Source organism: Rhodoblastus sp., from assembly GCF_041915505.1.
GTDB lineage: Bacteria > Pseudomonadota > Alphaproteobacteria > Rhizobiales > Beijerinckiaceae > Rhodoblastus.
On record NZ_JAYSBG010000052.1, the window covers coordinates 1 to 14,963 of the forward strand.

Here is a 14,963-nt window from a genome sequence, read left to right on the forward strand (position 1 = left end):
GCAGCCCGGAACGCTGGCGCGATTGGGCGGCCTTTCTCCACGGCGGCAAGAAGAGCGACGGCGCCAATGCCGAGGCTTTGGAATCGGCGTGGCGGCATTGGCGCGCGGGAAGGCGCGGCGAGGCGCTTGACGATTTGTTCGGGGTTTTCTTCACCGCCAAGGGCGAGCCGGCGAAACGATTGCTGACGGGCGATCTCGCCAAGGCGAGGCCGGATATTGCCGAAGAATTGGAGCGCGAACAGTTTCGTCTCGCGGCGTTGCGTGAAAAAGTCCGGGCCGCCGAAACCGCCGAACGCAGCCTCGCCTTGAGCGCGCTCGTCAACGCCATTCTCGACCGTTACGAGGCGTTGAAGGCCGAGCGGCAGATGCTCGATTTCGACGATCTGATTTCGCGCACCCGCGCGCTGCTGTCGCGCTCATCGGCGCGCTGGGCGTTACAAAAACTCGACGCTGGCATCGATCATATTCTGGTCGATGAGGCGCAGGACACCAGCGCGGCGCAATGGGATATTCTTGACCGCATTTCCGAGGATTTTTTCGCGGGCGAGGGACAGGCGCGCGGATTGCGCACCTTTTTCGCGGTGGGCGACGAGAAGCAGTCAATCTTTTCCTTCCAGGGCGCCGAGCCGAAATTATTCGCGGCGCAGAAGGAGGATTTTCGCAAGAGGGTCGAAGGGGCCGGGCGGCCGTTCGCGCCGGTCGAATTGACGCTCTCTTTCCGATCGGCGCCCGGCGTGCTCGAAGCGGTGGATGCGGTGTTCGGCAGGTCGGACAATTTTCGCGGCCTTTCCGCTCAGGCGGACCATGTTCGCACCGTTCACGAGGCGCTGAAGCGCGGCTTGCCGTCGCGCATCGAAATCTGGGATGTGATCGCGCCCGGCGAGAAGGAGGAGCGGCGCGATTGGCGCCTGCCGCTCGATTTCCGCGACGAGGCGGATGCGCCGGTCGCCGCCGCCCGGCGTATCGCCGAAACCATCCGGCTTTGGCTTCAGCCCGGCTCCGGCGAGACCGTGCAGGAGGGCGACAAGCGGCGGCCCGTTCGCCCGGGCGACATCATGATTCTGGTGCGCCGCCGCGACGCTTTTTTCGACGCTATGATCCGCGCCTTGCGTGAGAAAAACGTCCCGGCGGCGGGCGCCGACCGGCTCAAGCTGGCGCAACATATCGCGGTCATGGATCTGGTCGCCATTGGCCGCGCGGCGCTGTTGCCGGACGATGATCTGACGCTCGCCACCGCGCTGAAAACGCCTCTGTTCGGTTTCGACGATGACGACCTGATCCGCCTCGCGCCCGAGCGGGAAGGATCGCTGCACGAGGCCCTATGCCGCGCGTCGGAGGAAAAATTCCAGGCGGCCGCCGCGCAGCTCGATCTGCTGCGCCGGATGGGCCGCGCCCTGCCGCCCTTCGCCTTCTACGCCCGCCTGCTTGGCCCGCGCGGCGGCAGGCGCGCCTTTCTCGCGCGGCTCGGCCCGGAGGCCGGCGACGCGCTCGACGAATTCCTCAATCTGGCTTTGGCCCATGAGCGCGCCCGCGCGCCTTCGCTCGCGGCCTTTCTGGCCGAGGTCGCCGGGCTGGAGGTCGAGATCAAGCGCGACATGGACCTGACCTCGTCCTTCGTGCGGGTCATGACGGTCCATGCCGCCAAGGGGTTGGAGGCGAAGATCGTCTTTCTGCCGGATGTCTGCGCCGCGCCCGGCGGCGGCGGGCGGGATGGCGCGCTTCACCTCGTCGCTGCGCCGAACGGCGCTGATCTCATCGCTTGGTCGCCGAAAAAGGATCTCGATTGCGCCGCCGTCGCCGCCGCCCGCGCCGCGCGGGCCGAGGATTCCGCCGACGAATATCGCCGCCTGCTCTATGTCGCCATGACCCGCGCCGAAGAGCGGCTCTATATCGCCGGCCATCGCGGCGCGCGTGCCGTTTCGCCGGAGAGCTGGCGGGCGATGATCGAACGCTCCCTGCTCGACGCCGCGACCGAAGCCCCGGCGCCCTGGGGCGACGACGCCACCGTCTTGCGCTTCGGCCCGCCGGAGGAAACGACGGCGGCCCCGATGGCGGAACCTGTCGCCCCGCGCGTGTCGCCGCCTGCGCCGCCCGCATGGCTGTTCGCGCCGGCGCCGTCGGAACAGGCCGCCGCGCCGCCGCTGCGGCCGTCGAGCGCGTTGGAGGGCGCGGACCAGACGGCTGCGGCCGAAGCCGCGCTGTCGCCGCAACGCGCCGCGGCGCTGGAGGAAGGCCGCCTCGTCCATCGGCTGCTGCAATATCTCCCCGACCTGCCGCGCGAAATCCGCCGCGAGGCCGCCCTGCGCGATCTCGCCGCCCAAGGCCTTGCGCCCGGCCGCGCCGCCCTGCTGGCGGAGCGCGTGCTCGCCATTCTGGACGATCCGCGCCTTGCGCCCTTGTTCGGCGAAACCTCGGCCGCTGAAGTCCGCATCGCCGCGCGGCTGGCGAGGCCGGGCGGGGGCTCGGTCGACATCATGGGCGCGATCGACCGCATGGCCGAAACGGCGGACGGCGTCTGGCTCGCGGATTACAAGACCGGAACGCCGGGCGCGGCGGCCAATCCCGCTTATGTCGTCCAGCTCTCGTTTTATCGCGCCGCGGTCGCGGCGCTCTATCCCGGCCGGCCGATCCGCTGTTTCCTGATCCACGCCGCCGGCCCGGTGGTGGTCGAGGTCGAAACCGCTGCCTTGGACACCGCTTTAAGTACGGCTTTGCGGGGCGGGCAGGCGGCAAGTTAGAAATTTTCTAAACAAGGGGGAAGTGATTGCGCGGCGACGGACGATGGCGAAACTGACGCTCAAAGGAGTTCAACAATGAAGTCATGGTCGTCCAAAGCCTGCCTCGCCGCTGTCGCGCTCTTCGGGGCCGGTTCGCTTGCCCTCGCCAAGGAAACCCCGGTCGGCAAGCCGCAATCGGTCGGCGGCATGGAGATCGGCGCCGTCTATCTCCAGCCGATCGAGATGGAGCCGGCCGGCGTGATGCGCGACGCCAAGGATTCCGACGTCCATCTCGAGGCCGACATCCATGCCTCCAAAGACAATCCGAACGGCTTCGCCAAGGGCGACTGGATTCCCTATCTGGCCATCACCTATGAGCTGACCAAGGAAGGCTCCGAGGAGAAGCTCAAGGGCGACTTCATGCCGATGGTCGCGGACGACGGGCCGCATTACGGCGACAATGTCAAGATGCTGGGCGCCGGCCGCTACAAATTGACGCTGCATGTTGCGCCGCCGGACGCCAATCCCCATGCTCATTTCGGCCGCCATGTCGACAAGGAGACCGGCGTCGGCCCGTGGTTCAAGCCGTTCGACGCGGTCTATGAATTCACTTATGCCGGCACGGGCAAGAAGGGCGCTTATTGAGATGAAATCCGTCACGCTGCCAGGCCTCGTTCTGCTGGCCGTCGCGTTCTGCGCGCCGGCGCTGGCCGATGACGCCTCGGCCCTGCGCATCGAATTCAACGACGGCAAGGTCTCTCCGCTGCGGCTTGAGGTTCCGGCGAACAAGACGATCGAGATCGAGCTGGTCAACAAGGGGCAGGGGCCGGCGGAATTCGAGAGCAAGCAATTGCGCAAGGAAAAGGTGCTCGCGCCCGGCGCGAGCACCACTCTGGTGATTCGCGGGCTCGACCCCGGCGAATATGATTTCTTCGACGATTTCCACCCGGAAGCGCCCCCGGCGGTTCTGGTCGCGAAATGATGTGCGGCCGGGCGGCGCCCGGCCAATGAGGAGCAGGAAGTGGGTCAGTTCGGCAATGTCGTGTTCATCGTCTGGCGCGAAAGCATTGAGGCGTTGCTGGTCATCGGCATTCTGCAGGCCTGGCTCGGACAACAGGGGGAGGATGGCCGCACGCGCGGCCGCGCCTTCCTGTGGGCGGGCGTCGGCGCGGGCCTGCTCGGCGCGGCTCTGCTCGGCGCGGTCATCATCCTGTTCGGCGAACGGCTCGACGACGACAGCCAGCAATTGTTCCAGACCCTTTTGATGCTGCTCGCGACTGGGCTGATCGTTCAGATGATCGTCTGGATGCGACGCCACGGGCGCACGTTGAAGCGCGACCTCGAAACCGCCTTGCAGGACGCCGCCGACCGCTCCAATTGGTGGGGCGTCTTCACGCTGGCGGCGATCGCGGTGGCGCGCGAGGGCGGCGAAACCGTGGTCTTTCTGGCTGGCACCCTGTCGGCGGCGCGCGGCGGCGCGCTGGTTGCGGCCGGTCTTTCGGCGGCGGCGGGGCTCGGTCTCGCGGTGCTCACTTACGCCGCGCTGCAATGGGGCAGCCGGATCCTGTCGTGGCGCCTGTTCTTCCGCGTCACCGAAGTCATGCTGCTTCTGCTCGCCGGCGCCCTGCTGCTGACGGCCGTCGACAATCTGGTCGCTTTGGGCTATCTGCCGCGCCTGTCCGGGCGGCTCTGGGACGCCTCCGCCTGGTTGTCGGACGGCGGCGGGCTTGGCGGCCTGTTCTCGACGCTGACGGGCTGGCGGGCGCGGCCTGATCTCACGGAACTGCTGGTGTTTCTCGCTTATTGGGGAGCGATGGTATGGCTGTTGTATCGGCCGCAGACCGCGTCCCGGTAAGGCCGGACGCCGCGCCGAAACCCTCGGCTCCGCCGCAAAGCGGAGTCGACGCCGCACTGGCGCGGCTGGGGATCTGGCTGCGCGATCATCAGACGATCATCCGGCGCCTCCAATGGGGCGTCGTCGGCGTTTATGTGGCCCTGCTGGTCATTCCGGCGATCCTGCCCTTGCCGCAGGGCGCGGTCCATATCTGGAGCAATTTCACGCTTTTCGCGCAATTCATGTTCTGGGGGATCTGGTGGCCCTTCGTGCTGGTCTCGATGGTGCTCGTCGGCCGGTTGTGGTGCGGCCTGCTCTGTCCTGAAGGCTCCCTGAGCGAGCGCGCGGCGGAACATGGCCGGGGCGGCGCGATTCCGGGCTGGGTGCAATGGAAGGGCTGGCCCTTCGTCGCCTTCGTGCTGACGACGATCTACGGCCAGATGACCAGCGTTTATCAATATCCGCGTCCGGCGCTGCTGGTGCTCGGCGGCTCGACTCTCGCGGCCATCGGCGTCGGCTATTTGTGGGGCCGCAACAAAAGAGTCTGGTGCCGCTTCCTGTGTCCGGTCACCGGCGTGTTCAATGTGCTGGCCAAACTGGCGCCGCTGCATTACCGCGTCGATCGCGAGACTTGGGCCCATGCGCCGAAAGCGCGCGGCGGCGTCCATCCGGTCCTCAATTGCGCGCCTTTGGTGCCGGTGCGCGCCATGCGCGGCGCCGGGACCTGCCATATGTGCGGCCGCTGCAGCGACTTCCGCGGCGCGGTGACCCTGGCGCGACGCTCGCCCAATCACGAGATTGTCCATGTCGCGGGCGACATGACCAATCCGTGGCAGAGCGCGCTGATCCTGTTCGGCATGATCGGGGTAGCGTCGGCCGCCTTTCATTGGGGCTCGTCGGCCGTCTATGTGGCGATTCGCCAGGCTTTGGCCGACCGCCTCGCGGAATGGGGCCTGATCTGGCCGATGGAGCCGGTGCTGCCCTGGTTCATCCTGACCAATTATCCCGATTTCAACGACACCATGACGCCGCTCGACGGCCTGGTGCTGCTGATCTATATCGGCGGCATGGCGCTGGCGGTGGGGCTCGCGCTCAGCCTCTGTCTGGCGCTGGCGACCCGCGCCTGCGGCGCCTGGTCGTGGCCGCGCTTCCACCATTTCGCGCAGGGACTGATTCCGGTCGCCGGCTGCGGCGTGTTCCTGGGTCTGTCCGGCATCACGCTCACCATGCTCAAGGCTGATGGAATCGTCCTGCCCTTCGTCAGCCTGTTGCGCGCGGCTTTGCTGATCGGCGCCGCTCTTTGGGCGCTCTGGCTCGGCTGGAGCATCGCGCGGACCAAGACCGCTGCTCCGGCGCGCCGGTTCGTCGCGACGCTGGCTTTCGCCGGCGCGACCACGCTCGGCAGCCTGGTCTGGGCGAGTCTTTACTGGAAGATGATCTGATCGGACGGTGAGGCGCCGTCTGCATCGGTCGCGCGGTACGGCGGCGCGATCGGGCCCTTGGCCCTTTTCGCAGGACGTGGAGCGGAATCCGTCCACAGGCGTCGCGTCGATTGACGCGCGAACGCTCGCTGCCAACAGAAAACATTTGCGCGAAAACGCCGGCCGGGCGCGGGCTGCACAAACAACAGCGATTTGCACTGTTGATTGGTGCCCAGGAGAGGATTGGCCGACGCGGTAATTTTACATCAATATATCAGCGTGTTAGCTATTTGCCAGCGACCGCTGTGTACCACTGCTATGACCTCCTGTCGAGAGCCCTTTTGCCTTTGACCGGGGATAAATCCCCTTCAGCTGACTTTGAAAAAGTTGTTGAGATGGCGGTGGCCTTCAGCGAATTCTTGGCGCGGGCGCGACTTAGGGCCGCACCAACCTCGGTCCTCAACATTCTTGCTGGCGTTCGCGGGGCGCGACGGCACCAAACGCATCCTTCGTCGTCGATGGCCGAGCTGAAACGCTGGTAGACTCGCCGAGATCGAGTCGGCGACGAAATCCACAAGGCTACCGTCGAATTCTTGGCGGCTCGTTGAACAACGCGCCGCCGTTTCGTTATGTCGATCCTAGCCGTCAGCTTAGGACCGCGATTGGGTTTCAGCGATAGGGGGCACCCCTGGGACCAGCGGGCGGCGAATTTGGGTTTCGACTCTTAGTCCGGTTATCGCCAACGCGGCAATCGTGAGGGCTGCCGCCGAACAAAAGAACAACAAGTGAACCGGCGTGCCGTTGCTGATCAGCTTGCCGCCAATGATCGGGGCGAGAATCGCCCCGATCCGACCGATCCCCATCGCCCAACCCACGCCGCTCGATCGAATGGCAGTCGGATAAATTGTCCCAGCGATTGCATTCAGTCCTGCTTGGCTGCCGGAACCGAAAAAGCCCGCCAAAATCATGACGCTTCCCAAAACGGTTGCTGTCGCGGGCACCAGACCGATAGCGGCGATGCATGGAACAGCTACCGCGAGCGACCCCAGCACGGCTTTCGGACCGATCCGGTCCATTAGATAAGGGACCGCTGCGCAGCCAATGGCCCCGGCCGACAGGAATGCGGCGCTAATCATCGCCGCCGTGCCCGGCGCGATCCCCTCGGCAGCGAAGAGCGTCGCCGACCAGCTGACGACAAAGAACAGCCCGCCAATGACGCCGATGCAGGCGATCCAGAGCCTTACCGTGCTCGAGGCGCGGCCGTCGGCGAACAACATGCGTAACGGCATACCCTGTCGACTTTCCTCCCGGTGCATAATAATTGCAGAGGCAGGGTCGATATCGATGCCCGGCTGCAATTTTTTTAAGACAGAGATCAATTCGTGGCGGCGATCCATTTTGGTCGCCAAAAATTTCACGGATTCTGGCAAAAAATGCGCCAGTACAAAGATGTACATGAAGGGAAACACAGACCCGACGACGAAAACGCTCTGCCAACCAAAATCCTTTAAAAATAGGCCTGCGATCCAACCGGGAGCCGCTGCGCCAAGAGTGTAGCCGACGAACAGCAGTCCGATCGCGGTCGCCGCGGTTCGCCTCGGAGAGAATTCCGCGTTAAGCGCCACGGTATTAGCAACCGCGCCACCGAGCCCAATACCCGCGACGAAACGCAATGCCATCAAGGCATAAATCGAAGTCGCGAATATGCACGCAAATGTAAACGAGCTGAACAAAGCGACGCCAAGAAGGATGGGACGTTTCCTTCCAAACCTGTCCCCCAGGTCCCCGCAGCCGAACGCGCCAACCATGTAGCCGACCACACTCGCAGATATTGCCAATCCAAACGTTGCCTTATCTACTACCAGTTTTTCCATAATAGACGGCGCGACATACCCTAAAATAGTAAAATCAAAACCGTCAAAAAACATGATAAAAATGCATAATGCGATAATGCGATACCTAATGTTATTGGATGATTTGCTATCAATCATTCTTTGTACGTCGATTTCGTTAGGCATTATGCCCTCCCTGTTTCCGTTTTAATTATTGAATTATGTTTGTGACCAGGCCGCCATTTGAAGTGGCCTCGTTGGCGACTTTCGACCGCATTTTCAGACGGCTGATCGTTCCCGATGGTTCAGTCGATATTCATATCGAAGGGCTGGCGATTTCTCTGCCCCCGACGGGGGGGACTGTCAAAGGCGATGCAACCATCTAGCGTCGCCAAGTCAGTGGAGATGCAAGCGCTCATCCATCCAGAAACGAGCAATTGCCTGCAACTTTGTGACGCGCGCAAGCCGCCTTCGGCGGCGGTTCCGAAAATCGAACGACCAAACGTCTGGAGGCCAGATTTCCATGAATCCGGCAACAAAGATCGCCATCATCACGGGCGGCGGCAGGGGAATCGGTCGCAGCGCGGCGTTAAACCTGGCGCGGGCGGGCGTCGACGTCGTCATAACCTATCAATCCAACATAGCGGCGGCTGAGGCTGCCGTCGACACCATTAGGGCAGGGGGTAGAAAAGCATTCGCTATCCAGTTGGACGTTGGAGAGGTGTCGAAATTCGAAGACTTTGCATCTCGCCTGGTCGGACGACTTCGTGAGTGCTGGAATCGTAGCGAATTCGACTTTCTCATCAATAATGCCGGCGATCACCGTCGCGGTCGCCTCGGAGAAATAAATCAGTCTGACTTCGATCATTTGTGCGGAGTGCATTTTAAGGGAGTGCTGTTCTTGACGCAATCATTGCTGCCATTGTTGGCGGACGGCGGAAGAATTTTGAATGTTTCCAGCGCTCTTACGCGGTTCATCACTCCCGGAAGCTCTAACAGTATCGTCTACGCATCGATGAAAGGCGCGGTCGAGATTATGACGCGTTATATGGCTCAGGAACTGGCAGGGCGTGGCATAACGGTCAATTCGTTGGCCCCAGGCGCGACGGCTACCAATTTCGGCGGCGGCGTCCTGCGCGACAATCAGGACGTCAGAAACGTCGTAGCGACACACACAGCATTCGGTCGCGTCGGCGACGCTGAAGATATTGGTGCCGCCATTGCGAACTTGCTTGATGATCGTAATCGGTGGGTGACAGGACAGCGTATTGAAGCATCTGGCGGAATGCTTCTTTGACGATGGGTGCATAATGAAATAATACTCAATATAACAAAGAATAAAATGTAATTTATAAGACATAAAACGCAACTAAAAATGAGGTATACGTAACATGGATCGCCGCATTAAGGGGATAATAGACGTTCATTCTCATTCTATGCTTTCGTCTTGGCGAAACCTGCTAAAAAAGAAAAGCGGGTCAGGTCAGCCATTATTCGAAGGGTGCGCCATTCCCGACTGGGATCCCGAAACAGCGATCGACGTTATGGATCAACACAACATCGCCGCGATGGTGTTGTCGAATCCTGTCGGCACGAAAGATCTGATGCGCGACGAAGCTGTGCCTCTGGCGCGTGATATGAATGAAGAATTAGCCGAAATTTTAAAGCGTTATCCGAAGCGGTTCGGGGCATTCGCCGTTCTACCGCTGCAAGACATTGAAGCAAGCCTCGTAGAGCTCGAATACGCATTGGACAAGCTCGGGTTCGACGGAGTGTGCATGCAGACAAGTTTCGAGGGCGTCTATCCGGGGCACTCCCGTTTTGAACCATTGTTCGCTGAATTGAATCGTCGAAAGGCGACGGTGTTCGTTCATCCAGCAAGCCCGATATACTCGGGGCAGGTTGATATGCCGCTAATCACCGGCGTGTTGGAATACCCCTTCGATACCACGCGCGCGGTCGCGAGTTTTGTCCTTTCTGGGATGCGAATGCGGTATCCGGATGTAAATTACATTGCCACGCACGGCGGAGGGGCTCTTCCATTTCTCGCTCATCGTATTGCCTTTGTTACAGGGAGGCGCGGGACAGGATATCACGCGAAGCTAACCTATGAAGAGACCATGAGCGGCTTCAAAAGTATTCATTACGACCTAGCAATAGCCACCGCCCCAGAACAATTGGCTGCTCTCCGCCAGCTCGTTCCAGTCGATCAGTTATTAGTCGGCTTCGATTATCCAATGGTGGCAGCAACCGGAATCCGGCCGGCCATCGAGATGTTGGAAATGTCCGAAGAGTTCGACGATGTCGAAGCGACTCTAATTGCGAGCAAGAACGCCCTTCGACTATTTCCAAGTCTAGCAGAAAAACTCGGAGAATCGGCTTTGGAAACCTCCCGATAGGGAGGCGCGCGTCCGTTCGTGCCGTACGAAAGATGACTGGCTTTCCACCATAACTGCTAAGTAGTCGCCCGTGAAGAACCCTGAAAGCCCCTGCTGTGCGGGGCTTTTGGGTTGATTGGAAGTATTCGTTTTTGCCGAATTGATGCGATCGCCGCGCGGTTTTCCTGCAATTTGATCGGCGCCGCGCGGCGTGATTCACTGCCTCAAATGACGCGGTTTGGGGATTCGTCATGCGGCCGAAGGAGCGCAAGGACAGCGGGCAGAGCGAACTCTTTCGGTCGCGGCTCGACCAGATCGTCGACATGACGCATCCGCTGGCCAAGCTCGCCGCGACGATCGATTGGGGCTTTCTCGAACAGCGGTTCGGCGCGGTCTATTCCGACGCGCCGGGCCATCCGCCGCTGTCCACGAGGCTGATGGCCGGGTTGGCGATCCTCAAGCACATGCACGACCTCTCCGACGAGGCGCTCTGCGCCCGTTGGCTCGAGAACCCTTACTTTCAGCTGTTCTGTGGCGAGGAGTTCTTCCAGCACAAGCTGGTGTTCGACCGTTCCTCGATGACCCGCTGGCGCCAGCGCATGGGCGAGGAAAGGCTCGTCGCCTTGATCCAGGAGAGCCTCAGCGTCGCCACCAAAACCGGCGCGGCGAAACCTGCGGACTTCTCCAAGGTGATCGTCGACACCACAGTGCAGCCGAAGGCAGTCGCCCATCCAACCGACGCCAAGCTGATGCATCGGGCGCGCGAAAAGCTCGTGGCGCTGGCCAGGAAGCAGGGCGTGAGCTTGCGCCAGTCCGATCAGCGCGTCGGCAAATACGCCCTGATCGCCCATCAGCGCTACGCGCACGCCAAGCAGTTCAAGCGCGCGCGGCGGGAGTTGCGCCGCCTGCGCACGATGCTGGGCCGCGTGATGCGCGACATCGCCCGCAAGATCCAAGGCAAGGCGGGCCTGCGCGAGATTTTCCTCAAGCCTCTGTGGTTGGCCGAACGGGTGCGCGACCAGCGCCAGAACCAGCGCGGCAGGAAAGTCTATTCCCTGCATGCGCCCGAGGTCGAATGCATCGGCAAGGGCAAGGCGCACCGCCCCTACGAATTCGGCGTGAAGGTGTCGGTCGCCACCACGCTCCATCGCTCGAAAGGCGGCCAGTTCGTCGCTCATGTCGCCGCGCTGCCAGGCAATCCCTATGACGGCCATACGCTGGAAGCCGTGGTCCCGGCGATTGAGCGCCAAATCGGCGCGAGCCTCAAGCGCATCGTCGCCGATCGTGGCTATCGCGGCCACAACGCGCCGCCGGAACGTATCCCTCCGGCGAGGGCCGTCTGGCATTGACTGCGCGGAGCGCGGATAGTCGCCGGTCATTTCACAGCGCAGCATGTTGCCTTCCTTGGCAAGCGTCGTCGTGGACTGAATGTTCATCTGATAGGTGGAGCGCGCGCCCAAAACTCGCGAAGCGCATGACGGTTGCGGTCGCGCCAATTGATGAGCGTCTGTTTTTCGTCCTGTCGGGATTGCAGGAAGGCGACGATGCGATCAGCGAGCAGGCCAAGCGGGACCGCCTCGAGCGGCTGATTATCGAGCCAGTCGACGATAATGCCGTCTTTGGCGCCGACGCGCTCCAATCGCTCGAGCGTCACGCCTTTCGTCGCGTCATCACCGCTTTAAACAGCGCGAAGATCGAATATGTTTTGGCCGGCGCGATGGCGCGAGGTTTATACGCTCGGGCGCGCTTTACCGAAGGCATCGATTTGATCGCGCCTGAAGAATCCAGGTCGCATCTGCTCCAGACTCTATTCGGCGCGGGACTTAAATGCGAGCAAGAGCTACCTGGTCAGTTGACGTTCATCGATCCTGACACCCGGATCGAGATTTACGTGCTGCTCGGAACAGCGCATCGCGAAAAGTTCGCAGTCGGAGATCATTTAACGGCTACCATTTTCGACACGCCCACGTCGGTAATCAAACCCGAATACCTCCTGTGGATGTGGTGCGTGTCCGATCGGGCTCAAGATCGAGCAGATGCTATCGCCGTGGTCAATGGCGGCAAGGCGGACATGACGAAGCTGAATCGGCGCCTTGTGCTTTCGGGCGACCGGACAGCGCAAAAGCGGCTTCAAACGTTGTTGGCCCAAGCCGAAAAAGAGGAAACGTCTTCATATGGCGGCTCAGTGGATCGGCGGCTTCGGGAAAGAGACCCGCTATAATGTGACGGCTTCCGAAAACGAGACACACAGTACGTGGTGTGGTCGGCTCTTGTCGGCGGACAGCGGACCTCCCGCAAAATCGTCAGTAAGGACGCGGATGGGCGGATACCAATCGTCAGCCGAATGGCGGCAGCAGGCCCAAAAGCCGGCGATATAGCGACGAGGGAAACGCCAAAACGCGACGTTGAAGCGGGACTATACGCCCTCATATTGGCCATGACTGGCTGAATGGGGTGTCGGACTCACCCTCTTGCGCTGACGTGAACGCGAGTGGGCCACCCAGTTAAGCGCTTCCCGATTTGGCCGCTTCGCCGTGCCTTTCGAAGCGCCTCAAGGCGTGCTGGATCGCCATGGATGTTTTCCACTGATCCGCTTTTTCATCGTCAGCCCCGCCGAGACAATCGGCGACAGCCTTGTGAAATTCCTTTTCCAATGCTTCAAGCCTTTCGCCTTCCGCGGTCGCCGCCTCCTGCGCGATCGAAAGCAGGCGCTGCGTCGCGGCCCGGTCCTTTTTCGCTCGTCTCGCGGCCAGAGTGCTGAACAGCAAGGTGACAAGAGATGCGCCGACGCTCAACGGAATGCCGAAGATGTAGAGAAAGCTTTGCGCCTGATCGAAAAAGCTCTGGTCGCCATTATTGAGAAAAGCGGCGAATCCCGGATGGATGGGGAGAAGAGGATTGGTGTCGCTCACATCGGGGGCCTCGATCTGAGCCGCCGCGGTAGGCGCGATATTGGTCAGTTGCGCCTTGGTCGCGAGAATCGAGCGGCCGATGGCGTTGGCGACGATGTCCAGCATGGTGATCGGCACGACGAAACGGTAATTGACCGCCAGCGTCGTCATCGTGTCGTCGGGGACCTTGGGCTTTGCCTTGAATCCGCCTTGCGGCACGTCATAGGATTCGAACATCGGGAAACGTTTGACTATGGCGTCCGCATCGTCGAAGGCGAGAATCTTCGGCGTATTCCTGGTCGCGCGGGCGATCGAGGCGACGGTGTCGACGACATCGCCGGGGCCGACCGGCCCAACCGCGACGGCGGCGGCCACACGTTTGCGTTCGATCGCCGGCCCGATGTCGTCGATCGCCAGGAACTCACGTTTTACGGCCTGGGGCTGCATGCCGTAGTAATTGAGAATCAGGTCCAGAGCGTGTGAATTGTCGTTCTGCGCCGGGCCGACGGGAATGGCGATGATCTTGCCGGAGAGGTCGGCGGGGCTGGAGATCGCGCTTTTGTTCGGAACGACGATCGCGACGGCGTCGTGGCGCAGGATGACCAGCGTTTCGCCATTTATCGGGAGCGGCGCGTCGCTGCGAATAAGGGCGAGATCGACCTTGTGATCTTCCAGCGCCTTGGCGCTGGACGCCAGATCGGGCACCGTCACCTGTTCGAAATGCACCCGCGGATGCTGTTTTTCGGCCACCTTGATGAAGGCCTCGATGAACCGGCGGGCCTGGCCGCCTTCTGGGCCTGTCGTGATGCGGATGGTCGCCTTCGGCTGGAAGATGTAGATTGCCCCGAGCGCCGCCGCCGCGACGAGAAAAGCGATCGAGACGAGAAGGGCCAGCGTGCGTGGTTTGCCAAAGGCTCCGAACATTGGGATTGGCTCCTGCGCATAGATTGTAAAGCGGATTTAGGGCGCTGGCGCTAGGGGCTGATCCGCGAGATTTTTGAGCCTTCCAGGCCAATCCCTGCCATCAGCCCTTGAAAGCCGAAGGGGAATGCATAGACGTCCTGGGTGAGCGTCGTTGTGTTGAAGTTCCTCGCAGCGCTTTTGTCGACCACGACCACGCTGGGGCCGGAGCCAACCGCCCAACCACCGCTTTCGCGGAGATATTTCAGTGACGACTCAGTCATGAAAAAAAGCGCATAGGCGAAGGACTCGACGCCGGCCTGAAGGCCGTACGATGCCGCGCTGATATTGTAATGGGCGGCCGGCTTGCCGCCGATGAGGAGGACGCCGTCGCCGGTTTGCGCGCCGACCACGAGGCCAGCCTTGACGATTTTCGGAAACACCAGGATCGCGGCCGCGCGGTCGCCCAATTCCGCCGCCTGAGGTTGAGCCTCGTAGAGCGCGCGCAGTGCGGCGAGCGCTGCTTCATCGGTTTGCGAGGCCGCCCAAGCGGACGTAGCGGCGAGGCCCAACGTCAGAGAAGCGATCGAAAACAAGGAGCGTCGGGTCAGAAACATGTCGGTTCCTATGGCATGCGAGTCGATCGCGCGGAAAGGTCGGCGGATTGGCGCCGGCTATTTCGCATCCGAAACGGGTTTCCTTCGCCGCCGCCGACGGCTTGCATGAGGCTGATCGGCGCAGCCTCGCCGGAGGCGGCGAAGGAACTCTGCTTTTCTGGTGTATGGGGCGAGGTTTCGGATTTCCCCGCGGTCTGGTCGGCTGCGGGGATGCCCCACGCGAGCCAAGCGCTTCCCGGCTAGCCCTGACCCCAGGCCCAGCCCGTCACGCGCCAGCCGTCGGCCGACTTCTGAAGCGAGATCGTCCAGACCGAATTGGTCTCGTCGACCGGCTTGCCCTGCAGCGTATATTTGTAGCCGGCGGGGAGCACGA

At 61.9% G+C, this 14,963-nt stretch carries 12 protein-coding genes and 1 pseudogene; 10 read left to right on the forward strand and 3 right to left on the reverse strand.

Annotated features, from left to right (window positions below):
* The 6 genes from addA to ACE3S9_RS05620 form a co-directional block, all read left to right on the forward strand.
* Positions 1-2,738, forward strand: a 2,738-nt coding sequence (gene addA, locus ACE3S9_RS05595; protein ID WP_374545454.1) for a double-strand break repair helicase AddA, incomplete at its 5' end; no start/stop codon positions are given.
* Between the two features lie 75 nt (positions 2,739-2,813).
* On the forward strand, positions 2,814-3,362 hold the full coding sequence (locus ACE3S9_RS05600) for an iron transporter (RefSeq protein ID WP_374545455.1): 549 nt from the start codon (positions 2,814-2,816) through the stop codon (positions 3,360-3,362).
* Position 3,363: 1 nt separating this feature from the next.
* Complete coding sequence (locus tag ACE3S9_RS05605) at positions 3,364-3,699, forward strand: cupredoxin domain-containing protein (protein WP_374545456.1); 336 nt, start codon at positions 3,364-3,366, stop codon at positions 3,697-3,699.
* A gap of 39 nt (positions 3,700-3,738) precedes the next feature.
* Positions 3,739-4,572: an FTR1 family protein gene (locus tag ACE3S9_RS05610; protein WP_374545457.1), complete on the forward strand. Its 834-nt coding sequence runs from the start codon at positions 3,739-3,741 to the stop codon at positions 4,570-4,572.
* A complete protein-coding gene (locus ACE3S9_RS05615; RefSeq protein ID WP_374545458.1) occupies positions 4,536-5,993 on the forward strand; it encodes a 4Fe-4S binding protein in 1,458 nt (485 codons plus the stop codon). Before ACE3S9_RS05610 ends, ACE3S9_RS05615 begins: the two co-directional genes overlap by 37 nt.
* A gap of 110 nt (positions 5,994-6,103) precedes the next feature.
* Positions 6,104-6,514: a hypothetical protein gene (locus ACE3S9_RS05620; RefSeq protein ID WP_374545459.1), complete on the forward strand. Its 411-nt coding sequence runs from the start codon at positions 6,104-6,106 to the stop codon at positions 6,512-6,514.
* 108 nt (positions 6,515-6,622) lie between these two features.
* On the opposite strand, the gene ACE3S9_RS05625 is transcribed toward ACE3S9_RS05620, so the two are convergent.
* The gene (locus tag ACE3S9_RS05625) at positions 6,623-7,990 is read right to left on the reverse strand and encodes an MFS transporter (protein WP_374545460.1); all 1,368 of its coding nucleotides are present in this window, start codon (positions 7,988-7,990) and stop codon (positions 6,623-6,625) included.
* Between the two features lie 337 nt (positions 7,991-8,327).
* Between ACE3S9_RS05625 and ACE3S9_RS05630 the strand changes: the two genes are divergently transcribed.
* From ACE3S9_RS05630 to ACE3S9_RS05645, 4 genes and pseudogenes are all read left to right on the forward strand, one after another.
* The gene (locus tag ACE3S9_RS05630) at positions 8,328-9,101 is read left to right on the forward strand and encodes an SDR family NAD(P)-dependent oxidoreductase (protein WP_374545461.1); all 774 of its coding nucleotides are present in this window, start codon (positions 8,328-8,330) and stop codon (positions 9,099-9,101) included.
* Between the two features lie 94 nt (positions 9,102-9,195).
* On the forward strand, positions 9,196-10,203 hold the full coding sequence (locus ACE3S9_RS05635; protein ID WP_374545462.1) for an amidohydrolase family protein: 1,008 nt from the start codon (positions 9,196-9,198) through the stop codon (positions 10,201-10,203).
* Between the two features lie 230 nt (positions 10,204-10,433).
* Positions 10,434-11,492 (forward strand): annotated as a pseudogene (locus tag ACE3S9_RS05640) (IS5 family transposase); the annotation flags it as partial.
* A gap of 164 nt (positions 11,493-11,656) precedes the next feature.
* Positions 11,657-12,403, forward strand: a complete 747-nt coding sequence (locus ACE3S9_RS05645; RefSeq protein WP_374545463.1) for a hypothetical protein — start codon at positions 11,657-11,659, stop codon at positions 12,401-12,403.
* A 283-nt stretch (positions 12,404-12,686) separates the two neighbouring features.
* On the opposite strand, the gene ACE3S9_RS05650 is transcribed toward ACE3S9_RS05645, so the two are convergent.
* The gene (locus ACE3S9_RS05650; RefSeq protein ID WP_374545464.1) at positions 12,687-13,997 is read right to left on the reverse strand and encodes a TAXI family TRAP transporter solute-binding subunit; all 1,311 of its coding nucleotides are present in this window, start codon (positions 13,995-13,997) and stop codon (positions 12,687-12,689) included.
* 50 nt (positions 13,998-14,047) lie between these two features.
* Positions 14,048-14,590, reverse strand: coding sequence for a YSC84-related protein (locus ACE3S9_RS05655; RefSeq protein WP_374545465.1), 543 nt, complete (start codon positions 14,588-14,590; stop codon positions 14,048-14,050).
* Positions 14,591-14,963 lie beyond the last annotated feature (373 nt).